This is a genomic window from Ensifer sp. Root558 (assembly GCF_001427045.1).
In the GTDB taxonomy this organism is placed as follows: Bacteria; Pseudomonadota; Alphaproteobacteria; order Rhizobiales; family Rhizobiaceae; genus Ensifer; species Ensifer adhaerens.
The window spans coordinates 81,117-102,902 of the sequence record NZ_LMGC01000007.1 but is presented as its reverse complement, the minus strand read 5'-3'; the positions used below and the strand labels follow the sequence as shown (position 1 = coordinate 102,902).

Sequence of the window (21,786 nt, the reverse complement as noted above, 5' to 3'; positions counted from 1 at the left end):
GATGAATCAAAGGATTCTCTATCCGTTCGCAGATTTTGGCGGCGCTGTTGCCATCCGCCCCGGGGATGACGCAGCTGGAAGTGCCCCTGAACATGACAATATTGACCAGGAGAGCGAAGCGTCCGTGGTCACATATTTCGAGTTGGCACGGATGATGGAGCGGGCCAGCCGGCGCTTTACCGGCCTGTTGCGTGCCGAGCTGACGAAGCTTGGCGTCGACGATATCGGCCCGGCACAGGCGATGGTCCTTCTGGCGATCGGCGACGCGGAAGTGTCGGTGGCGGAGCTTTTGGACCGTGGCCACTATGTCGGCTCCAACGTTTCCTACTACCTGAAGCAGTTGGGCGACGGAGAGTATATCGACAGGGCCGCCTCCCAGCGCGATCGGCGCTCGGCCCGCATCAAGCTTTCGGAGAAGGGCAAGCAATTGTGCGATTCCTTACGCAAGGCGGCTGGCGCCTATGAACGTGTCCTCAGCCACGGCGAGCAGGACCGGCGCAATCTCGAAACCGCATTTCAAACACTGCACCGGCTCGAGCTGGTTTGGGGGAATGCAACGCGCTACGGCATCTGAGATGCCCGCGCACAGGCTGTCCTTTCAACGGCTATAGGCAGGGAATATGCACGTAGCATTTGTACACCGGCGCGGCTTCTGCCAGTTCGCCGCTCTCGCGTCTCATTTGGCGCAGACCGGAAATGAAGTGACACTCGTGACGGAAACCGTGGATCAGCGGATTCCGGCAACGCGTGTCGTTCGCCACAGAGCAGAACCCGGCCCGCAGGCCAATTCGCAGATGGGAAGGCACCTTGGTGTGCCTGACCATCATGTCCGGATCGGTCACCGGGTCGCCGAAACCTTCGATGCCATGGCCCGCCAGGGGCAGGTGCCCGACGTTATCGTCGGGCACATCGGCTGGGGCGGTATGACCTTCGTCAAGGATGTGTTGCCGAATGTCCCGGCACTCGGCTATTGCGAGTTTTTCTACCGCGCCGAAGGGGCCGATATCGGCTTTGCTCCCGACGACACGCCCGACCAGGATACGCGTAAGCGACTGCGGCTGCGCAACATGGCGCAACTCCTGACGCTTGATGCGATCGATGGCGGCTTCAGCCCGACCCAATGGCAACGGAGCCTTTATCCGGCGGAGCATCGCGCCCGTATCGCCGTCTGCCACGAGGGCGTCGACACTCGCGTCTTCCGTCCCGATCCGTCGGCATCGTTGAAGCTTCCGGACGGACGGGTGCTAAAGGCGGGTGATCCGCCGATCGTTACTTTCGTTGCCCGCGATCTCGAGCCCTATCGCGGCTTCCCGCAGGCGTTGGAGGCGGCCGCAAAGGTCGCGAAGCGCCATCCCGATGCGCTTTTCGTTTTCGTCGGTGGCGACGGCGTCAGTTACGGCGCCCCACCGCCCGGTGGCGGCTCGTGGAAGGACTATCTGCTTCAATCCCTGAATATCCCGGCCGACCGATTCCTGTTTCCAGGCGTGGTGCCGCATGGTGTCCTCAAGCAGCTGTTCCAGATTTCAACCGCCCATATCTATCTGACCTATCCTTTCGTGCTTTCCTGGTCGGTCTTGGAGGCCATGGCCTGCGGCGCTCTCGTCATTGGATCGGACACCGCGCCGATGCAGGAGGTGTTGAGCTCCGGCCGCAACGGCCTGCTCGTGCCGTTCTTCGATACGGATGCGCTCGCGGAGGCGATCTCTGGCGCTTTGCAGCAACCGGAGAAGTATTCCGACTTGCGTGCAGCCGCCCGCCGCACCGTCGAGCAAAGGTTCCGTCTGGGCGATTGCATTGCGCGACAGATGACGTTGCTGGATAAGGCAATGGGAACCCCCGGATCCACTCAAATATTACGGGTCTCATCTGCGTAATACTTCAAAACCCGAACTATTATTTCACGAAAAACGCAAATATAACTTATTGTGCAGTGCAAATAACCTTGATATGCTTTCTCTAGGTCGTTGAATTCGCCGGTTTTATTTCGGATCGGGGGATTCAACTACAGAGAGAATTCGGTTGAATTGAGGGTGGCGCGTGCAAGGGTTGGTGTCTTCTGGCGTGAGGTATTCGCAGGCGAAGAGAAAGCTGGTGTTGGCCTCGGATCACGATAGGGCGAGTGTCCAGGGCAGTGGCATCGAGCACCTGGTTCATTTTCTTCCGGCAGGCGATCGGCCTGATGCGACCCTGGAAAACGTGTTTCCATTGATCGGGCTCGCCTTTTCTAGGGAGGGCGAGGCGGATCTGGCCGACGGCATCGTCTCGCTGCGAGCACTTGGCACCGTCCCGGATATCCCGATCAAGCGCTTGAGCGCCGAGGCCGTCAGCGAAAGCGCCGGGCTCATTCAGGCGCTGGTCGATGGTGGTGTCGGGCGGCTTGCCCGGTTCTCGTCGGCAATCACATCCGAGCTTGCGCTGCTTCGCCGCGAGCGTGAAACGCTGCTTGAAAACTACCGCGCGCTCGAAGATGCGTTCCAGGCACGCAACTGGGAACCGGTCGCCGAAGTCTTTGCGCACGACCCCTATGTCGACCCCAAGGACGAGGGCATCGGCCATCTGATTGCCAATGCCTTTGTCGAACAGCTCCTGCCGGTCTCCAGCCATGGCGTCGCCGGCATCGGGCTTCACTTCAACTCGGTCCCGCGGGACGGCGGCGAACTGGTCGTTGTCTTGAGCTATGTCGAGAGCGGCGAGGGGGTTGCAGAGTGGGCCGTTCCATTCTCGCAGCTCGTTCCGAGCTGGAACTTCTTTGCCCTGCCGCGCACCTGCGGGGGTGGCGCGAAGACACTGCGGCTTCGCGTTTCGACGACCGGTAGTGAAACGATCGGGCTTTCGCTCGGCTATCCCATCGCCAGTGAACACTATACGGCTCGGTCCGAGACCCGACACGCCGACCTTGATCTGCGCCCTCTAGCGTTCCGCGTCTACACCGGCCTGCCCGGCGTTAAGCCGACGCGCATGCCCAACATGATCGCGCCGACCGCGCTGCTCGACGGCCACTTCATCGAGGACTACCGGCTTTCGGTCGATCTGCTCAGCCAGATCGTTGACGTATCGGTGACGCCGGTCGTCCCGGAATTCCAGACCGTGCGCTTTCTCGAACACGAACACGCCGTCGTCTGCCATCCGCTCGCAAACGGGGTGTCGGCCGGCGCCGTCGGTCGCGCTGTCGAGCCCGGCACCATATCCTTCTCCGCAAGCGCTGTGGTCGATCATCCCAAGGGCGCCCCGGCGGCCGTCAGCTTCCTGCTCGCGCCAGCGGGCTCGAACGCGCGCTCCGAAGTGGCGGAACTGGCTCGCAAGGGGGTGGTCAAGCCGTCCGCCTTCTTCAGCGGCTGGCGCGAGGTCACCAATGAGCAGCCGATCAACATCAACTTCCAGCTCGACGAACCGGTGCGCCAGTCCATGGATCTGATGATCCTCAGCCGCGCCGTAACCGACTCGGTCGATTTCTCCTGGCTCAAGGTGTCGGGCTTCCGGATGGTCAAGCAGTCGAGTGGTGCGTCTCATGTCCAGCAATAGCGATCTAAGGGACCTCGTTGCGATCGCCATGCCGCTCTATGGCCATGCGGCGCTGGCGCTCGAAGCGCTCGAATCCGCGCTTGCATCGGACCTCGAGGGCTGCCGTATTGCCATCGTCGTTTCGGTCGACGGCGACCCGCGGCAGGAAACCTTCGATCAGCTGTTGCTCTATTCCGGGGCCCACCCTGATATCCATGTGGTCTTCGGGCGAAACGCCGGCCCCGGCGGCGCGCGCAACCGCGCCATCAACTACGTGCTCGAAAATCTGCCCGAGGCGAAGGCCGTCTATTTCCTTGACGCCGACAACCGAGTCCTGCCGGGAACGATCGAGACCCTCTATCGGCGCCTGCACGAAAGCGGCGCCGGCTGGGTCTATACCAACATTGACACCTTCTCGGTGAGCTGGCGGGCTCACTACGGCAACCAGTATTCGCGGCTCGTCCACTGCATCACGGACAACATCTGTGACACCGGCTCGATGATCTCGATCGAGGTCTTCCAGGAAGGCGTTCGGTTCAACGACGACCGACAGAACGGTTTTGAGGATTGGGAGTTCTGGCTTTCCTGCGTCGAGCACGGCTTTGTCGGAACGCCCTGCCATGACACGACGTTCGAATACCGCCTGCGCGCCGAAAGCCGTTTCAAGGAAGCCAACCGCGACCGCGCGACATCCGTGAGCTTCCTCAGAAAGCGCCACAAGGCGCTGTTCCAGCGGCCGATGCTCGTCGATTTCGAGCATGAGGAGTGCCCGCGTTATCTCTTCGCGCGCACCGAAGACGCGGCGATCTCGTTCTTCACAGATCCGACGAAGCAACCGAAGCGGCTGCGCCTCGACGACATCATCCCAGCCTTCTGGGCCAGCACCGGCGAGCCCGACAACGTGCATTTTCCGCCCTTCGTCATGGCCGGCAGCGGTGCGACGATCGATCTGCTTTTGCGCTCGCGCATGCTGCCCAACGTGCTTTGTCACCTGGAGCGCCTGAGTGAGAAAGCCAACGTCGTTTTCGTTCATCTCGGCAACGACGCGACGCAGCGCAAGATCGAGCCGACCTTCCTCGACGCCGGCGCCCAGCATCTCGGCCAACCGGATCTCATCTTCATTTCGACGGCGCTCTTGCGCGACGTCATCCGCAACAATGCGCTCGACTGGTTTGCTTCTATCGGCACGCAGCAGGTATGGCCGACCTCGGCGGTTCTCAATGTGCGCTTCCCGTTCCCGCGCGCCCTGCCGCGCCGCACGCTGATCACGCCGCAACAGGTGATGATCAACTGCGTCAACGCGATCGCCACCAGTCCGCTTCGCCGCACGGCCGGCCGTCGCTGGACCTGGCGCCCCGCGCGGCTCATGCCCTATTCCGACCTGCACAAGGCCTTGCGAACGGAAATCGGCGGCTCGCCGGTGCTGCCGCTCGGGCACAGCGAAGCCGGTAAAAAGACTGCAGCACTTCTCGTGCCGAACGCGTCGTTTGGTGGCGCCGAGAAGGTCATCTACGCCGCCTCGCGTGAACTTAAGGCCGCGGGCTACGAGACGCATCTGTTCGTGCTCGGCACCAGCCGGATGGACGTGATCGATGAGTTCGATTCGAGCTTCGACTATGTTCACTTCTGGGATCAGGGCATCCCGGCCTGGGGCGGCTCCGGCTCGTTCCTCGGCCAGGATTTCATTGCCGACCATCATGAAGTCGATTGGGGTGCGCTTAAAGGTCAGCTCTCAGGCTTCGATCTCGTCATCAACAACCACGTGATGGCGATGCATCCGCTGATCGCACGGCTGCGCTCGGAAGGGACACGCACGGCTTGCTATCTGCACGTCGTCGACAACACGCCGTTCAAGCGCCCGGCCGGCCAGCCCTTTGCAGCCATCGCCCACGAGCATTGCTACGACGCCTTCCTCACCTGCTCGGAACAACTGAAGTTCTACCTGCACAGCTTCGGCGTGCCGCTCGAAAAGATCTTTGCCGTTCCTAACGGCGCAAGTTTCTCCGTGCCGCCCAAGGTGCTTGCAGACGTGCTGCAGGTGCGGCGGATCGAGCGCAAGGACGACCGGCTGCGGCTGCTCTACATGGGTCGTCTTGACCAGCAGAAGGGCATCGACCGCCTGGCCGCGACGATCGCCGAACTGCGGGCCGCACACGTGTCGTTCGATGCGCGGGCGATCGGTGGCGAGATCCTGGCGGATGCCTCGTTCTCCTGGACGGACCGGCTCAAGGAACTGGGCGTCGACGTGCGCCCACCGGTCTTTGCCAGCCGCGACCTGATCAAGGCGCTCGGCTGGGCCGATGTTCTGATCATGCCTTCGCGCTGGGAAGGTGCCCCGCTGATGATCGCCGAAGCCCAACAGCTCGGCTGCGTGCCGATCGCAACCGCGGTTGGCGCCGTCGACGAACTGATCGTCGATCGCGAGGACGGCATCCTAATCGATGCCTCGTCCGATCCCCAGGTGGTGCGCGACATGGTCAAGGCGATCGCCGAGGTTTCGCGCGATCGCAACCTGCTGGCGCCGATCATGGAAGGTTGCCTGAGAACAGCGGCGCGCCGCGCCTGGTCCAACTCCTTCTCGGAGTTCCTCGGCTGGTGCGACGGCGCCGTGAACAATTCCTCGCTTTCGCGTGCCAAGGTCATCCGGGCGCGAGACACATCCAATACCGGCGTCGCAGCTGCAGGCTGATCGACCCGTACGACTTTTCAAAGAGAAGGGACTTACGCATGCGTCCAAGAATCCTCCTGACGGGTATTCCTGGTCATTACACGCGCCTCGCAAACGGCGCGAATGGCCTGTCGGTTTCCTATTCGGAACGGCAGAAACAGCCCGAATCCAAGGACGAGTTTCTTCAGGAGCTTCGCAACATCAGCAACACCGGTAACTATCTGATCGGTGAAGGGGCTTTGCGCGCCATTGCTCCCCATGCCAAGCAAATCCCGTTCTGGCACCTCTATAATTGCCATAAGAACGGCACCGGTTTCGACGAGTTCAACAACAACTTCGACATCTGCGTGTTCACCTGCGCCAATCTGTTGCGCAAGGGGCTTTCTGCGGATGCCGAGGCTGATGTCTTGAGCAAGCTCAAGATGCCGATCGTCATGCTCGGTATCGGCCACCAGAACCGCAAGGACCTGGAAACAGGCCTGCCGGAGGGGACGAAGCGCCTGCTCGATGTTCTCAAGGACCGCGAGCACTACTTCCTGACCCGCGGCTACGAAACCGCCGGCTACCTGAAGGACCAGGGATTCAAATACGTCCGGCCGACCGGCTGCCCCTCGGTCTATTTCGCGCCGAACAACATGCGCGCGTCAATGAAGAAGCTGCCCGACGTCAAGATTGGTCAGGCAAAGACCATCTTCTCGGGCTATCTCGGCGCCAATCACGATTGTATCGTCGATGCGATCGCGCTCAACCCGGAAGGCGCCAAGCCCCAATACATCATCCAGGACGAATTCCTGCACTTCGACATGAAGGTCGAGCCGGATGCCGATGGCAGGGTCTTCGATTCCTGCTCGGGCAAGATGCTCGGCGAGCTCGCTTTCCCGGGCGCGGAGCGCCAGAAGGTGCCCTTCGATGTACGCACCTTCTTCGATACCAACATGTGGCGCGCCTGGGCCTCGCACATGGACTTCAATTTCGGCCGTCGTTTCCATGGCTCGATCATCGCCATGCAGGCAGGCGTGCCGAGCCTGATGGTGGCCGTCGACGACCGCATGCGCGAAATGCTGGGCTTCACCGGCCTGCCGTCGGTCGACGTCCAGGAGCTCGAAAAGGCGGAAAACCGGGCGGAGTTCGTTGCCAGCCATCTGGCCGGGCTGAACGCGTCTGAACTGGTCGACCGCTACTCCGATCGCGAACGCAATTTCCGTACGGTGCTGCGCGAGATCGGCATCGGCCTCTAAACCGTGATGCCTCGGACGCGTTCGATCCGAGGCGCTCAATTCATGATGTTCGGGCGGCACGGTGAGGTTTGCAGATCCGCTTCCTCGTGCCGCCCTCCCTCTTCCTCAACTCTGTGGGCCAGTCCACAAACCAGGTGTATCGATGCGTATCCTGCTCACCGGAATCCCTTCCTACCTCCAGCGTACCGTGGCGCGCGTTTCCGGTGCGACGGTTCATCACAAACCCTACTTCGACGATATCCGAAGCAAGAAGGATCTGGTCGACCAGGTCAAGAAGATCGCCAACACCGGTAACTACCTGATCGGCGAGGGCGCAGCTTACGCCTTGCGCGGTCATGACGTGACCTATGTGCCGTTCTGGCATCTGGTCAACAGCCGCGGGGCCAATGACGTCTACGATGCCCTGAACAAGGAATTCGACATGTGCGTGTTCGCTTCGGCGAACCTGCTGCGTCCGGGGTATTCGGCCGATCTCGAAGCGGATGTGTTCGAGAAGCTGAAGATGCCGGTTCTGGTGATGGGCATCGGCATCCAGAAGCGTGAAGGTCTGAAGGAAAACCTGCCGGCCGGTACGTTGCGGTTCCTGGAGGTGTTGAAGCAGAAGGAAAGCTTCTTCCTGACCCGCGGCTATTTCACCGCCGAGTTCCTGCGCGCGGAGGGCATGAAGTTCGTCAAGCCGACCGGCTGCCCCTCGCTCTTCTTCGCTCCCAACGAGATGCGCCACTCCTTGACGTCGCTTGCCAACGCAGACCTTGCCTCGGCACAGAAGCTCGCGCTCGGCGGCTATCTCGGTAGCGTCGCCGACACCATCGTCGATGCCCACGCGCTCTTGAAGCCGGAGAGCGTGGCCAGCTACGTCATCCAGGACGAAATCGTCGCCTATAACCTGACGCTTCCCGTGGATGACAACGCGCCGGTTTACGACCGCTCCAGCGGCCGCATCACCGGCAAGACCGAATACAAGCATCAGGAAAAATGGCAGCGGCAGAACGAACTGATGGTGTTCTTCGACACCAACCAGTGGCGCGCCTGGTCATCGACCCGGGACCTCTGCATCGGCAGGCGCTTCCATGGCTGCGTCATTGGCATGCAGGCGGGCACGCCTTCGCTGATGATCGCCGTCGACGACCGTATGCGCGAGATGCTCGAATTCATCGGCTTCCCCTATATCGAGGCGGGCGTCTGGAATCGTGAGGCGGACAAGAAGGCGCATCTCGCCAACTTCCTGTCGAAGATCGATGCGCAGGCGGTTACCGAACGCTATTCGGCATGCGAGGCGAACTTCCAAAGTGCGCTTAAACAGGTTGGCATTTAATCTGCCCCTGACCCGGGCAGCGCCGTTAGCGCTGCTCCTTGCCGCCCTGGTCTCCTGGGCGGCGCTTTCGCGGGGCGCTCCGGCGTTCGCGGGCGAGGCTGCGGCTGCGCGCTACGGCGTCAATCGGCTCAATCTCGCCTGGCTGGAGCGCACGGATCAGGAACGCATCCTTCGCGAAATCGCCGACAGCGGCGCGACGCATGTGCGGCTATCGCTGTCGCGCCCTGTCGACAAAAGCATCGACGCGCTGGAGATTGCCAACCGGCTGGGGCTGCGGATCCTGCTCGAAATCCAGCTGTCGAACAAAAGCTATTATCCGGACAGCGTTCGCCCGCGCACCGGCTTCGGGCGCATCTGGGATATCAACCGGTTGTCCGATCTGGACCTTGATCGTTACCGCGTTGGCCTGGCGTCAGCTCTGCAGCGCATCGATGCCCTTGGCATCCGTCTGGACGCGGTAGAACCCGGAAACGAGATCAACCTCGCCGGCTATAACGGCGACCTCGCCGTCTATGAGAAGCCGGGCCAAGCGACGCCGCGACATCTCGGCGAACTCACAGAGCCCCAGGCGTTCGGAAAAGGTCTCGACAACTACGTCGAGGCGCTGAAGATCACCCGCGACGCCGTAAGAGCGAGCGCCAACAGCAAGGCGATCATCGTCTCCGCCGGGCTCTCCGACATGGGGGCCAAGGAAGCGGACCGCCAGGGAATGGAGCGGCTGGATCCGGGCGAGGTGATTGCCCTTTTGAAGGCGCGGGGCATGGACGCGCTCGTCGATGCCTATGGCATTCACATCTATCCGGCGCGCAAGGATAAGGCTGCAATCACCTCGATCGTCACCAAACTTCTCGATTTCTGCGCGCCTGCCGACCGGGGGCGGCCCTGCTGGGTGACGGAATGGGGGATTGCCAACACGGCGCGTAGCTGCCCCGTCGATGATCGCGAACGCGAAGGGGCGATGACGGCCATGCGGACGGTCTTCGAGCGGCTTTCCGAAGAAAAACGCCTGGATGCCGCCTACTACTACGACTGGGACACCCAGCAGAACTACCGGCTATGGCGCTGCGGAGCTCTGAGCCCGGCCGGCGCGCTTGCGATCGAACCGGCCAAGGGCGATTGATGCAGGGCATTTTTAGCTGTGAGCTGGATGGAGCGAAGCGCCCTTGTCGATCAGCGCCGCGTTGCGCGGCTCGTCGCCGGTTCAAGCCCCTTGCCGCGGTAGGTGACGGGAATGCCGAGTTCCTCGTGGGTTCGCGCCAGCGTTTCCAGCCAGGTCGCCAGCTCCTCCGGGACCATTTCGTCCCCGGTCTCCATCGCCTCGATCCATGCCAGGTTGCAATGGAGGGCGCTTGCCAGATTGATCGGCGTCCAACGAAGAACGAGAAGGCATTGGGTGAAACGGGCGGGGGTCATCGGTTGTGCTCAAGGTTGCATGTGGAATGGATGAAGCAGGCTTTACACGTGGAAATAAGTCAAGGTGATGACTTGCCGCGGCCAAAAGTCGTGATCTTTTCGTGAGTTAGAATTGATTGGGCAAAATGCCGCAGTGCAGCATGGAAATGGCGCCGCGGCATTTGCCGGGAACGCCTGGACACGATTGCCGCGCCCATGCGACAAAATCGACGAAAATACGGGACTGACCGTCGCTCTCCAGAGGGTTCTCTGCCCCTAGCCGGTGCGAATCGCGCGCCTTTGAGGTTGAATGGCCGCAAATCCAGAGGACCGATTCGGTCCTGGACAAAGCGCTGAGGCGATCAACCGTTGCATGCACCCCTTTACCAGACCGCGATCAACATCGCCGCGAAGGCCGCGTTCTATCTGTCGCTCGCGATGCTGCTGCCGGCCGCAGTCGATCTGTTCTATGGTCATCCCAACTGGAGGGTGTTTGCCGGTTCGGCCTTTGCGACTGGTGGTCTGTCGCTTCTGGCGATCGCCGCCACGCAGGGCGGCTCGCCGCTGTTCAGCCGCAAGATGGGCTTTCTGGTCGTCAATCTTCTCTGGATCGTCGTGTCTCTCGTCGGCGCCGTGCCCTTCTGGCTGTCGTCGCTGAAGCTCGATTTCGCCAAGGCCTTCTTCGAATCGGTCTCCGGCATCACCACGACGGGCTCGACCGTCATCAGCGGGCTCGACCATGCGCCTCCGGGCATTCTTCTCTGGCGCTCGGTTCTGCACTGGCTCGGCGGTATCGGGATCGTGGCGCTCGGGCTCTTCGTCATGCCCTATCTCAGGGTCGGCGGCATGTCCTTCTTCAAGATGGAGTCCTCGGACACCACCGAAAAGCCCTTCGCCCGCATCGTCACCTTCACGCGCGCCTTCATCCTGATCTATGTCGTGATGACGGTGACGTGCACGATCATCTTCTCCTATCTGGGCATGAGCCGTTTCGACGCGATCAACCACGCTATGTCGACGGTCGCAACCGGTGGCTTCTCCACTCACGATGCCTCGCTCGGCTACTTCAACAGCCTGCCGATCCTCTGGGTCGCAACCTTTTTCATGACGTTGAGCAGCCTGCCGTTTTCGGTGCTCATCCTCTTTATCGTTCGTGGCCGGCTCGATACGCTAAAGGATCCGCAGATCATCGTCTTTCTGTCCTATCTGACGGCACTTGCGCTCGCCGCAAGCCTCTACCAGCGGATCGTCAATGGGGTCTCAGCGCACGAGGCTTTGGCGCACGGCTTCTTCACCGTCTCGTCCATCCTGTCGACGACCGGTTTTGCCAGCGACGATTACATGCTCTGGGGTGAGTTCATCGTCGCACTTGCCTTTGCCGCCACCTTCATGGGCGGGTGCTCCGGCTCGACGGCGGGCGGCATGAAGGCCTACCGCTTCATTATCATCTTCAACTCGATCCGCGCCGGTATCTTCAAGCTGATTTACCCCGACGCCGTCCACACGGTGCGCTACGGCAAGACCCTTGTCGACATAGACGTGCAGCGCACCGTTTTCTTGTTCTTTACAGCCTACATGTTCATCTGGGCTTTCGGCAGCCTGGCGATGGGGGCGATGGGCTATGATCTCGTCACGGCGGTGTCAGCGGTCGCAACGGCGCTTTCAAATGTTGGCGCCGGGCTCGGCCCAATCATCGGGCCGGCCGGCAACTTCTCCACGCTGACCGACCCGGCGCTCTATCTCCTGTCGCTCATGATGCTGCTCGGCCGTCTGGAAATCCTGACGGTCCTCGTCATCCTGACACCGCTCTTCTGGAGGGACTGAGTACTGTCGCGATTATTTTGAAATCATCCTCCTTGCGTCAACTGGAGAAGGGTTGCTCATCCGGCGGGTTCCGTCGTGCATGAGGCGGTCTTTCGGGTCGCGACTCCTACAACTGGCGAGAGGGCGGCAGGCTAAAACCATCTACAACTGGGTAAATAGGCTAATCGAAATTTGGACCTCATCTGTCATAGCGCTGTAGCTTTCTGGCGACGTCGCTGTTTTCTCCGCAGCATTCGGTGACAATGCCCAAAAAGCGTTGCCGCCGCTCCAAGGCAATCGCCCCAGCAACCATCGTCGTAGGGCCACGTGTCCACGTGCCAGATGTCGGGCTGAAATGCTCCAGGCCATATGGCAGTTCCGTCTGAAATCATGGCTTGTCCCGGTTGCTACGAACTTATCGAAGTGTAGGAGCTGACGCTTTCGCGACGCAGTGCTAGATTTCTTGCATCAACTCCTTGTGGTTAGGAATGAAATGGGGACGAGGCACTTTCTTCGGAAATTGGTTGACTACATGTTGCTCGGTTGGTCAGAGCCCGGCGAACTCCCACGACTTAGCGAAGAGCAGAACTTTCTCCTGAAGCAGTTTAAGGCTCGGGCTCATCACTGAACAGGAATGGCGGGCGGGACTTACTCGAACGCGATCCGACTTTGTCTGCAAACCTTAAGGCGCGCGATCCCCGCGTATCTGCGAGGTGAACGTGAGTTCGAGAAGCGGTCGAACTATGCCCGTTTTAGGCTCAGGGTTTAAGTGCTGCGGGCAATAATGTGTCTGTTATCTGGCGCAATGCTCCGGCCGCCAGCTGAATTTATAAGGTCAAGACCGTTTTGGGATCGATATTGCGGTATGCGCGTGCCAGGTAGCTTTTCGCTGTCGCTCCTCAAGCCACCACGCGACCGCCAACTGCAAGAGGCAGCCGGAAACCAGCAATATCGCTTGTACCAGAAGAGATGGGTTTGGTGTGACGGCCACAAGGGTCTTGGCTACACACACAAGGAGTACGCCGACGGAAAAAACAGGAAGGCTGTGCTTACCGGCAGCGCAGACCAGGCGAAAGGCTGGCAGTCTGGCCGCGAGCTGCACGGCTCGGATGTTCCAGGCAAGATACAGGATCGCCAGTACATTTAGGATGCGCAGCGGGCCGCTGTTCGTTTTAGAAACGAGCTGATGATACAGGTCGCTGAACGGCGGCTCTGTAGGGCGAAGATACACGGCAAGATTTATCGGGATGGCAGTGATTGCAAAGGTGGCGGCCGCGAGGAACACCACGCGATTGTAGCTGAGCACGGGCATCGACCGTTTCAGTCCAATGCCGACCACTATCCCGATGATGAACAAAAACTGCCAAGAAAACGGATCAAAATACCACTCACGTCCGTCCAGGGCCCAATTCCGAAGATTGATGTGGCCAATCCCAGCGGCCAACCAGACCAGGCACGAAAAGCTCAGCAAGATCGTTCGCGAGCGACTGTGAAGCCAGATGGCAAACGGCGTGAGACCAAGCAGCACCACATACAAAGGCAGGATATCGAGATTACCCGGCATATACATGAGGAGAAGGGCTTCGGCTGCATGCTGAAAAGGCGCGCTCCAGAATGAATTCATATCGGACCAAGTCGATGGACCAATGGCCAGCATTAGTGCGGCCGAGATGCTTGCCAGCACCGTAAACAACAAGGCGTGGACGAGATACAAGGTGAAGGCCCGTTTCCACGGTCGCAGGAACAAAACCGATCCATCGGCGCGATAGTAGGCGAGGGAAGCGGATATTCCGGCCAAGAGAACAAAGACGTCGGAGGCATCTGAGAAACCGCGAGAATGCTGCACAAAACCCGAAAACGTGAACTCGGAGTGGCCGACGAAGATTAAGAGGAGAGCGAGCCCACGCAGAAGATCAATCCTGCTTTCTCGTTGCTTCTCCATTTATCTCCCCGTTTGGATTTCGGCGGCGCTGAGGCCTGACGAAATCCTTACGAGAAAATCGTTATTTTCTGATATCCGGCTAAAGGAACATTTTTAACAAACTCGTTGAGCGAGCGTCGCGTCACCGTACGCAGCCAGGGCTCGAGCGTTCAGACGACGACAAAGAGCAAGGCGCTTGCGACCAGAAGCAGCGCTCCGAGCGTCGCTAGAATGATAGCAATCAGCTCACTGTCATATTTCGGCATATCGGTGTTCGTCGCCACGGTCTCACGGTTTGCGGCACGTATCACTTAAACCATGACCAATCACAATCAGATTTTATAGTGGCTGACACGGCAAATGACATAGGCCATCCCACAGCTACCATGCACTCTCGAGGGATTGGACCCTTTGCGATCCGGTGTGCAATTTGGGGGCTGAGCCTCATGCGGCCTCGGTCTTGCGGCGCGTGCCGGCGCTTTCGATGTAGTACTTCTCATAGCGGTGGCGATAATGCTCGGCACCGCCAAAGTCGCTGTACTTTGCCAGTTCCTGCATGTCGGTCTTGTTGAGGATTACGCCGAGGATCTTGGCATTGATCTGCGGCTCCGAATGCAAGAGGTCGCGCACCAGGCGCGACGGCGTCCGGCCCCATTCGGCGACATAGAGGAAGCCGTCCGCAAGCGGCGCGAAGGCCTTGGCATCGACGACCGGGGCGAGTGCCGCGAGATCGACGACGACATAGTCGAAGGACTTGCGTGCATTGTCGATGAGCTCGGCCATGGCCGGCGACGCAAGCAGCTCATGGCTGTCATACGGGCCGTTGCCGTCCACTGCGTCACCTCCGACCGGCAGGATCGCAAGCTTCGTCTGCTGGTCGATCTTGATGCCCGCCGGCCAGGATGCCTGCCCGGTCAACGCTTCCACCAGACCCGCCTTCGGCGGAGGATTGATCATCTTGCTCAAACCCGGCTTGCGGATGTCGGCATCGATCAGAAGGGTCTTCTTGCCGCTTGCGGCAAGAAGGGCCGCAAAATTCGCGGCAATGATCGACTTGCCTTCATCGGGCACCGCCGAAGCGATGCCGATGACGCGTGAACCGTTGCCGGTTAGCATCCGGTCGCAGGCAAGCTTGGCGTTGCGGAAAGTCTCGGTGAAGGACGAGCGCGGAGCGTCGAGCACGATGCGGCTGAGGCGCTCGAACGACGGCGCCCCCTGCGTCACCGGTGGCGGCATCTTGTTCTTCATCAGCTTGGCGCGAACGAGATCCGTCGTTCCAGGGTGACGCGGGCCGACCAACGGAATGTAGCCGAACGACCGATGACCGAGGATCGCGCGCACGTCGCCTTCGAGCCGGAACGTCCGCTCGCGGAACTCCTGGAAGGCCGCAAACGCGCCGCCCGCCATCAGGCCGAGTACCGCCGAAAGCGCCAGCACCATCGTCTTCTTCGGGCTCGAAGGCGAGGCCGGGACGCCGGCGCTGGAAATCACCCGCGCCTTGGCGATCGGGAAGGATCGTTGCTGCGAGGCCTGCTCGTAGCGGTTCAGATAGGTCTCATAGAGCGTCTTCAGCGCAGCCGCTCTCTGCTCCAGTTCGCGCAGGTGCACGAGCGAGACATTTGCATTTGCGTTGCGGCCGGTGGTGCCTTCTATGTTTTCGCGCAGCGACGCTTCGCGTGAGCGCGCCACCTCGTATTCGTTGCGGTAGCTTGCCGTCAGCTGCTGCAGCTCCTGGAAGATCTGGCGGCCGACATCGGTTTTCTCCTTGCGCAGCGACACGGCCTGCGGATGGTCGGCGCCGAAGCTCTGGCTCACGTCCTGTTCGCGCTTGCTGACCGCAAGGTAGCGCGTGCGTAGATCGCGGATGACCGAGTTGTCGCCTTCCTTGGCGGAAATCGTGGCGTTCTTGACGGCCGTCTCCGGTCCCTGGTCGACGATCGCCTGGAATTGCTTGTAGCGCGCCGAAGCGCTTGCGCTATCGGCCTGGGCAATGATCAGCTGGCTGTTGAGATCGGCGAGCTGCTGTTCCGACATGAGTTCGCCGCGCGCAAGCGTCAGGCCATTTTCGCTGCGGTATTTTTCGACCTCGAGCGACGCGGTCTGCGTGCGCTGCCGAAGGTCTGCAAGACGTTCCTGCAGCCAGACCGAGGCCCGTTCCGTCGCCTCGAAATTGGCGTTGAGCTGGTCGTTGAGATAGGCGTCGGCATAGGTGCGAACGATGCCGGCGGCAAGCTGCGGATCGCTGGAGCGATAGGCAAGCGAGACAACGGAGCTTCGCGTCACGCGTTCGACGGCCAGTCCCTGCTGGAGCAGTGCCGCCGCCTTTTGCCTACGGCCGTTGCGGGCCATATCCTCGGAAATCTCCGGCCCGCTCGAGAAGATGCCCGTAACGGACTTCAGCCCGTCCTTTACGACGTCGAACGGCGAGCGCGGCGGATTGAGGACGGTATCGTTGTCGGCAAGGTTCATCTTGTCGACGACACGCAGGGCGAGTTCGCCGGATTTCAGGATTTCCACGGCGCTGGCAATCTGGGTGTCGAGCAGGGCGCTGTTTTGCGGCGGCGCCTGTTCTTCGGCAAATTTCGACAGGTTCTCGTCGAGAAGGACCTGCGTTGCCGATGTGTAGAGCGGTGTTGCGAAGACCAGGTAGGCGACACCGAGCGCGATGAAGAGCGCCACAAACAGGCCGACCATTCTGGCGCGACGCAAGACGACCGAAAACAGACGATCGAGGTCGATGAAGCCGTCGGGCTCCTCCACGTTGCGCGGTACGACACTGTTGAAGGGGAGACTTCTTTGGTTCATTGGGTCGCTCTGTCCGTTTCCCATTAGTCCGAAGGCTGGCGCCTCTTGTTTTCAAAAGAGGCGCCGAAGCCAGTTATGCGGCGCGGATGCGGCCTTCGTGAGACAGGACCACATCCTTGACCGAGGCATAGACCGCGTCGCCGAGATCGGAACGCGCCAGCGCGAAGGCAACATTGGCCGCGATGAAGCCTTCCTTGGAGCCGCAGTCGAACGTGCGCCCATCATAGGGATGAGCGTGAAACGCTTGATTTTGCGAGAGTTTCAGCATGCCGTCGGTTAGCTGGATCTCGTTTCCGGCGCCGCGGGGCTGATGGGCGAGTATGTCGAAGATCTGCGGCTGCAGGATGTAGCGACCGTTCAGATAAAAATTGGACGGGGCTTCGCCCATAAGGGGTTTTTCCACCATTTGGGTGACTTCGAAGCCATAGGGGACGGCAGCACCCTTGCCGACAATGCCATATTTCGAGGCATCTTCCGGAGCGCATTGCTCGACGCCGACAACGTTGCCGCCGGTCTGACGGTAGAGGTCGACAAGACCGGCCATGCAGCCGCGTCCGCCGTGGCAGAGCATGTCCGGCAGGAGCAGTGCGAAGGGCTCGTCGCCGATGAGATCGCGGGCGCACCAGACGGCATGGCCGAGGCCGAGCGGCGCTTGCTGGCGGGTAAAGCTGACGGAACCGGCGCGCGGCAGCATCTGCTCCAGTTCGGAAATCTGGGCGTTCTTACCGGAGCGGGTCAGCGACGAGATGAGTTCAGGCGTGTCGTCGAAGTGGTCTTCGATCGCCTGCTTGTTGCGGCTGGTCACAAAAACGATGTGCTCGATGCCCGCTTCACGGGCTTCATCGACCGCATATTGCACGACCGGACGATCGACGATCGTCAACATCTCCTTCGGTATCGCCTTCGTCGCGGGAAGAAACCGCGTTCCATTGCCGGCGACCGGGATCACAGCTTTCCTGACGGTCCTGATACGGTCCATGGTCTTATCCTTTACTTACGTGTGGGCTTTCGCCCGAGGTGGGTCGTTCGGCCGCCACCGTCGAGGTGGCAGGCTTCATGCGTGCGATTGGCGCAAGTAGCCGGCGCAATCGCACGGCGATCGGCATTCTGAGGTGCCGAAGCGCTCTGGGGTTGGTCAGAGCCACCTGGGTGGCTCCGGCCAACGATTTGGATTTCAGGTGTTCGACAAGGCGAAGGAAGGCGTGCGCCTCGACGAGGCTTTTGTCGCGCCGGCGCTGCATCGCTAGCGCCTCGGCATCGAGCGTGTGCCTGGCAAGGAATTCCCGGTCGGCCGTCATCATCGCGTCGATGTGGCGCAGTTCGAGCACGCGCGAAATCGAGCCCTCGCGGATGTGATAGCAATAGCCGGCCGAGGGATCGATGACGCATCGGCCGCCATGGGCAAGCGCCGAGGCGAGCAGGATGTAGTCCTCGCCGATGCGGATCGTTTCCTCGAAGCGCAAGCGATGTTCGTTCAGAAACCGGCGCTCAAAGATCGGCTTCATGTAGCCGAAATTGAAGGTGGAGCGGAAAAGCACGTTGGAACCGATGAAGGCCGCAAGCGTCAGCGTCCGACGGCGCTCAAGCTCGGCTTCGGGAAACATGCGCTCCAGCCGCCCATCGAGATTGAGGACGTCGATGTTGTCGACCACAATCGAAGCTTCGGTCGAGGAAGCAAGGCCGATCATGCGCGACAGCCGCTGAGGGCTAACCGTGTCGTCCGCGTCAAGAATGGCGATCCAGTCGCCACGGGCCGCTTCGAGGCCGGTATTGCGCGCGCCGCCGGGCCCGCGGTTCTCGGCAAGTCGCAGCAGCCGCACGCGCGGATCAGCGAGTTCTTCGACGACCGCACAGGTCTCGTCCTTTGAGCAATCGTCGACGACGATCACCTCGACGTCGACGCCCGTCTGCGCAAGCGCACTGTCGATGGAGCGTCGGATCGTGTCGGCAGCATTATAGGCCGCGATGACGAAGCTGACGTCGGGGGCGCGTTGCGTCATCAAGCGGTCGCCGCTCCGTATTGCTGGAGTTCGCGCACACCAATGAGGCCGCTGACGACGCCCGCATGCATGATTGCGCGCAGCGCGTAGCGCGAGCGAGCGACCGGCGATCCGAGCAGCATAAGACTTGCGATGGCGCAATAGCCTGATTTCGCCGTCGCGCGGACGATTTCGGCAACTCGGCTGCCGGCTTGGCCCGGTTCACTCAAGAGCCGGCCATGGGTTTGGCCGGAACGGAAACGACGCTTTGCAAGCCAGGCAAGTCGCGCGCGTTTCTCCGGTACCGGTTCGAAGACCAGCGCATCGGGCGCATAGGCCAGACGCCCACCATCCGCATGCATGTGGCGGAAGAACTCCGTATCCTCACCGCCTGTCTGCCCGAGCGCCAGATTGAACCGCCTGTTGAAGACGACCGGGCGAGTGAGATCGATCAGAACATTGCAGGTGTAGCCCGTGCGGATCTCGCCATCGACCCAGACCGGCCGGGTTGAATGAAAATCGCCGCGGCGCATCCAGTTCGGGGCAGACAGCGTGTATTCGGCACGAACCGGGCCGAGCACGACATCGGCGCCGGTCGTTAGGGCGGTATCGAGCAATTGCACGAGCCAGGTCCTCGACACCGTCTCGTCGTCGTCGACGAAGGCGAGATAGTGCCCGGTGCTGTTGTCGAGACAGGCGTTGCGGGCGATGGAAATGTTCGACGCCGGGCAATGCACGTAGAGGATCTGGCAAGGCATGGTCGGGCGCATCTGGTTGACGAGCGCCTGCGCACTCGGCGTCACGTCGTTGTCGGCGACGATAATGCGGATCGCCACATCGGCAGGCACGGTGATGAGCGCGAGGGAATGCAGCGTTTCTGCAAGCTCCGGCCGGCGAAACGTGCACACCGCTATGTCGATCTGTGTCCGGGCGACGGTGTTGGTCATGGTGCCACCCTCCGGTTACGCGTGGTGAGCAATTCCCGCCAGAAGCCGGCCGACCAGGCAAAATGCATGACCATTGCCGAGATGGCCGCGAGCGGGCCGTAGGGGTTCTTCTGGCCGAGCGCCATCCACATGCCGTAGCCGATGCAGGCCACAGCCCAGAGCACGACCGGAACGACCGCAAGCCAGCTGACGACCGCGAGCAGTGCGCCGACAGCGACCGGAGCGACGGCAAGCGGCAGCAACTGCCTGAGGCTCGGCCAGGCGCGATGCTTCAACACATTGCGCGCGCGTCCGCGCCCATAGGCGAAGTACTGGCGGAAGAGCGGCCCGACCTTGGCGCGGGGGTAGTAGACCATGCTGGTCCGGTCGGTCATCCAGATGCGATAGCCCGCCTGGCGGAAGCGATAGTCGAACTCCGCGTCTTCGTTGTGGCTGAAGATCTCGTCGTAGCCGCCGATCGCCTGGAAGGCGGAAATGCGCATCAGTGCATGGTGACCGTGATCGGCCCAGTGGCTCGCCGCGCCGAGACGGTGCTTGGCGCCGCCATTGCCGAGCTTGGAATTCTGGGCGTAGGCCGTGGCCTTCTGGAAGGGCGTGAAGCCAACCGTCTGCATGGCGACGACGACGGAGTCCGCGCCGGTCAGAAGAGCCTCCTCGACGAGGCGCTCGCAATAGTCATCCGGATAGGTGCCGTGCGCGTCGATGCGGATCATATAATCGAAATCGGTGCCATGGCGTGCGACGGCGAGATTGATCGCAGCACTCTGGATGCGTTTCGGATTGTCGAGCACCAGCACGGCCGGATCCTTCTCGGCGAGACGCGCCGCGATCTCACGGGTGCCGTCGGTGCTGCCGCCGTCGGCGATCAGGATGGCGCCGTTGAGGCGCCTTGCCGCGGGTAGCAAGGCTTCGGCGAGGCCCTGCAGATGTTCCGCCTCGTTGAGGCAGGGAATGACGATGAGGACACGTATGCTCATGACAATCCACCTTCGTTTTGGGGCGTTGAGGTGTTTTGATGTGCTTGCGGGAAGTCCAGCGCGATGCGCGGCGGAGCGGCGGACGTGACGGCCGACAGACGGCGCACGAGGCCCTCGCAATCGCTGCGATTGAAGATCCAGGTTTCCGGCGCGCAGGCCGCGATCCGCCGGGAAGTGGCGTCGTAAATCTCGGAGGTCATCGACGCCATGAGTGCGGCAAGCGCGTCGGCATCAGCTTCTTCGATAAGCACGCCAAGGCCACGTATGGCCAGAAACCGCGCGGTCTCGGTGCCGCGAAGCGCAATCGGCACCCGCCCGAAGCGGCAGCCTTCATAGAGCCGGTTCGGCAGCAGCCATTTGGAGTTCTGACCTTCCTCGAAGAAGTCGATCGCCCAGGTGAAGTGCACGTCGGAGTAGATCGCGCCAAGCTCTTCCGGGCTGCGATAGGGGCCGTGGAACGTCATGAAAGGTTCGTTGCGGATGAAGCCGTCGAAATCGTCGAACTCGCGATAGGCCGGCCGGCCGCGCAGCACGATCTCGAAGCGACCCTCCATGCGGCGCGAGAAGGCCGCCAGCAGCGCAAGTGATTTGCGGCAGCGCAGAGCACCGAACCAGCCAATCCGCCATGGGCCATGTGTCGGTGCGGCGGCAGCGGTCACCGATGGTCGCGCATCGGTTTCGTCGAGCTCGAGCACTTTGTTCTCAAGCATCATGGTCGGTGCCGAGATACCCGATAACGGGCGGAAATAGTTCTCGACGAAGGCGGGAGAACTGGTGATCAAAAGGCGCGCGTCACGGCCGAGCAGGCGCTCGCTTGTCCGCAACGCCTTGCCAGCGATGCCGGGGGAAAGGAGTAGGCGGTGAATGTCGAGGCATTCGTAGACGATTGGGACGTCGCCCCCGAAGAGGCTGACGGCCTTCCTGGCGATAGCCAGCATGTCGAGATTGCGGGCTATGATCAGGTCTGGACGTTCGACGCCGCGCAGCGCCTGCTTCAGCGAGAGACAGCTCTTCGCGATCGCACCGACGCGCTGGACGAACCGGCCGTCATGGGTGTTGCCGAGCTCGACAGGGACGATGCCCTCGATCGCCGCGAGCGGGTTTGCGTCGCGCCTGAACCCGGCAAGCGTCACCTTTGCTCCGCCGGTAAGCAACATCAGCACGCGTCGGCGAACGGCGGGGTCGGCAAGATCCTGGGCGAAGTAAAGTATCTGCAGCATGAACATCCAGTTTTCTGTCC

At 61.2% G+C, this 21,786-nt stretch carries 16 protein-coding genes; 8 read left to right on the top strand and 8 right to left on the bottom strand.

Going from position 1 to position 21,786, the window contains the following annotated elements; genetic code table 11:
- The first annotated feature begins 1 nt into the window (after position 1).
- From ASD63_RS10440 to ASD63_RS10410, 7 genes are all read left to right on the top strand, one after another.
- Positions 2-574: a MarR family transcriptional regulator gene (locus tag ASD63_RS10440; RefSeq protein ID WP_034798035.1), complete on the top strand. Its 573-nt coding sequence runs from the start codon at positions 2-4 to the stop codon at positions 572-574.
- Positions 575-620: 46 nt separating this feature from the next.
- The gene (locus ASD63_RS10435) at positions 621-1,874 is read left to right on the top strand and encodes a glycosyltransferase family 4 protein (RefSeq protein ID WP_060529229.1); all 1,254 of its coding nucleotides are present in this window, start codon (positions 621-623) and stop codon (positions 1,872-1,874) included.
- Positions 1,875-2,049: 175 nt separating this feature from the next.
- Positions 2,050-3,522: a DUF6212 domain-containing protein gene (locus ASD63_RS10430; RefSeq protein WP_162253342.1), complete on the top strand. Its 1,473-nt coding sequence runs from the start codon at positions 2,050-2,052 to the stop codon at positions 3,520-3,522.
- A complete protein-coding gene (locus tag ASD63_RS10425; RefSeq protein WP_060529227.1) occupies positions 3,509-6,190 on the top strand; it encodes a glycosyltransferase in 2,682 nt (893 codons plus the stop codon). The genes ASD63_RS10430 and ASD63_RS10425 overlap by 14 nt, the downstream gene beginning before the upstream one ends.
- A 38-nt stretch (positions 6,191-6,228) precedes the next feature.
- The gene (locus ASD63_RS10420) at positions 6,229-7,407 is read left to right on the top strand and encodes a polysaccharide pyruvyl transferase family protein (RefSeq protein WP_034798028.1); all 1,179 of its coding nucleotides are present in this window, start codon (positions 6,229-6,231) and stop codon (positions 7,405-7,407) included.
- A gap of 142 nt (positions 7,408-7,549) precedes the next feature.
- A complete protein-coding gene (locus ASD63_RS10415) occupies positions 7,550-8,722 on the top strand; it encodes a polysaccharide pyruvyl transferase family protein (RefSeq protein ID WP_060529226.1) in 1,173 nt (390 codons plus the stop codon).
- Between the two features lie 46 nt (positions 8,723-8,768).
- Positions 8,769-9,842 carry a glycoside hydrolase gene (locus tag ASD63_RS10410; protein WP_162253345.1) on the top strand — a complete coding sequence of 358 codons (1,074 nt, stop codon included), beginning with the start codon at positions 8,769-8,771 and terminating at the stop codon, positions 9,840-9,842.
- A 50-nt stretch (positions 9,843-9,892) separates the two neighbouring features.
- On the opposite strand, the gene ASD63_RS10405 is transcribed toward ASD63_RS10410, so the two are convergent.
- Positions 9,893-10,135 (bottom strand): hypothetical protein, encoded by a 243-nt coding sequence (locus ASD63_RS10405; RefSeq protein ID WP_034798024.1) that lies wholly within the window; start codon positions 10,133-10,135, stop codon positions 9,893-9,895.
- 348 nt (positions 10,136-10,483) lie between these two features.
- Here ASD63_RS10405 and ASD63_RS10400 point away from each other — a divergent pair, with 348 nt between their 5' ends.
- Complete coding sequence (locus ASD63_RS10400) at positions 10,484-11,938, top strand: TrkH family potassium uptake protein (RefSeq protein WP_060529225.1); 1,455 nt, start codon at positions 10,484-10,486, stop codon at positions 11,936-11,938.
- Between the two features lie 814 nt (positions 11,939-12,752).
- Here ASD63_RS10400 and opgC read toward each other — a convergent pair.
- The 7 genes from opgC to ASD63_RS10365 all read right to left on the bottom strand — a co-directional run bounded on the left by opgC (position 12,753) and on the right by ASD63_RS10365 (position 21,766).
- Positions 12,753-13,859, bottom strand: a complete 1,107-nt coding sequence (gene opgC / locus ASD63_RS10395) for an OpgC domain-containing protein (protein WP_060529224.1) — start codon at positions 13,857-13,859, stop codon at positions 12,753-12,755.
- Between the two features lie 423 nt (positions 13,860-14,282).
- Entirely contained in the window at positions 14,283-16,643 is a 2,361-nt protein-coding gene (locus ASD63_RS10390; RefSeq protein WP_280138293.1) for a polysaccharide biosynthesis tyrosine autokinase, read from the bottom strand.
- 73 nt (positions 16,644-16,716) lie between these two features.
- A complete protein-coding gene (locus tag ASD63_RS10385) occupies positions 16,717-17,622 on the bottom strand; it encodes a UTP--glucose-1-phosphate uridylyltransferase (protein ID WP_060529222.1) in 906 nt (301 codons plus the stop codon).
- 4 nt (positions 17,623-17,626) lie between these two features.
- Complete coding sequence (locus ASD63_RS10380; RefSeq protein ID WP_060529221.1) at positions 17,627-18,643, bottom strand: glycosyltransferase family 2 protein; 1,017 nt, start codon at positions 18,641-18,643, stop codon at positions 17,627-17,629.
- A complete protein-coding gene (locus ASD63_RS10375; protein WP_060529220.1) occupies positions 18,643-19,569 on the bottom strand; it encodes a glycosyltransferase family 2 protein in 927 nt (308 codons plus the stop codon). The genes ASD63_RS10380 and ASD63_RS10375 overlap by 1 nt, the downstream gene beginning before the upstream one ends.
- The gene (locus ASD63_RS10370; RefSeq protein WP_060521079.1) at positions 19,566-20,546 is read right to left on the bottom strand and encodes a glycosyltransferase family 2 protein; all 981 of its coding nucleotides are present in this window, start codon (positions 20,544-20,546) and stop codon (positions 19,566-19,568) included. The genes ASD63_RS10375 and ASD63_RS10370 overlap by 4 nt, the downstream gene beginning before the upstream one ends.
- Positions 20,543-21,766: a hypothetical protein gene (locus ASD63_RS10365; RefSeq protein WP_060529244.1), complete on the bottom strand. Its 1,224-nt coding sequence runs from the start codon at positions 21,764-21,766 to the stop codon at positions 20,543-20,545. The genes ASD63_RS10370 and ASD63_RS10365 overlap by 4 nt, the downstream gene beginning before the upstream one ends.
- Positions 21,767-21,786 lie beyond the last annotated feature (20 nt).

What these genes read in the sequence shown, in the direction of transcription:
- ASD63_RS10440 (WP_034798035.1), top strand. Translation starts at nt 2, where the DNA reads ATGAATCAAAGGATTCTCTATCCGTTCGCAGATTTTGGCGGCGCTGTT.
- ASD63_RS10435 (WP_060529229.1), top strand. Translation starts at nt 621, where the DNA reads ATGCACGTAGCATTTGTACACCGGCGCGGCTTCTGCCAGTTCGCCGCT.
- ASD63_RS10425 (WP_060529227.1), top strand. Translation starts at nt 3,509, where the DNA reads ATGTCCAGCAATAGCGATCTAAGGGACCTCGTTGCGATCGCCATGCCG.
- ASD63_RS10420 (WP_034798028.1), top strand. Translation starts at nt 6,229, where the DNA reads ATGCGTCCAAGAATCCTCCTGACGGGTATTCCTGGTCATTACACGCGC.
- ASD63_RS10415 (WP_060529226.1), top strand. Translation starts at nt 7,550, where the DNA reads ATGCGTATCCTGCTCACCGGAATCCCTTCCTACCTCCAGCGTACCGTG.
- ASD63_RS10405 (WP_034798024.1), bottom strand. Translation starts at nt 10,135, where the DNA reads ATGACCCCCGCCCGTTTCACCCAATGCCTTCTCGTTCTTCGTTGGACG.
- opgC (WP_060529224.1), bottom strand. Translation starts at nt 13,859, where the DNA reads ATGGAGAAGCAACGAGAAAGCAGGATTGATCTTCTGCGTGGGCTCGCT.
- ASD63_RS10390 (WP_280138293.1), bottom strand. Translation starts at nt 16,643, where the DNA reads ATGAACCAAAGAAGTCTCCCCTTCAACAGTGTCGTACCGCGCAACGTG.
- ASD63_RS10385 (WP_060529222.1), bottom strand. Translation starts at nt 17,622, where the DNA reads ATGGACCGTATCAGGACCGTCAGGAAAGCTGTGATCCCGGTCGCCGGC.
- ASD63_RS10380 (WP_060529221.1), bottom strand. Translation starts at nt 18,643, where the DNA reads ATGACGCAACGCGCCCCCGACGTCAGCTTCGTCATCGCGGCCTATAAT.
- ASD63_RS10375 (WP_060529220.1), bottom strand. Translation starts at nt 19,569, where the DNA reads ATGACCAACACCGTCGCCCGGACACAGATCGACATAGCGGTGTGCACG.
- ASD63_RS10370 (WP_060521079.1), bottom strand. Translation starts at nt 20,546, where the DNA reads ATGAGCATACGTGTCCTCATCGTCATTCCCTGCCTCAACGAGGCGGAA.
- ASD63_RS10365 (WP_060529244.1), bottom strand. Translation starts at nt 21,766, where the DNA reads ATGCTGCAGATACTTTACTTCGCCCAGGATCTTGCCGACCCCGCCGTT.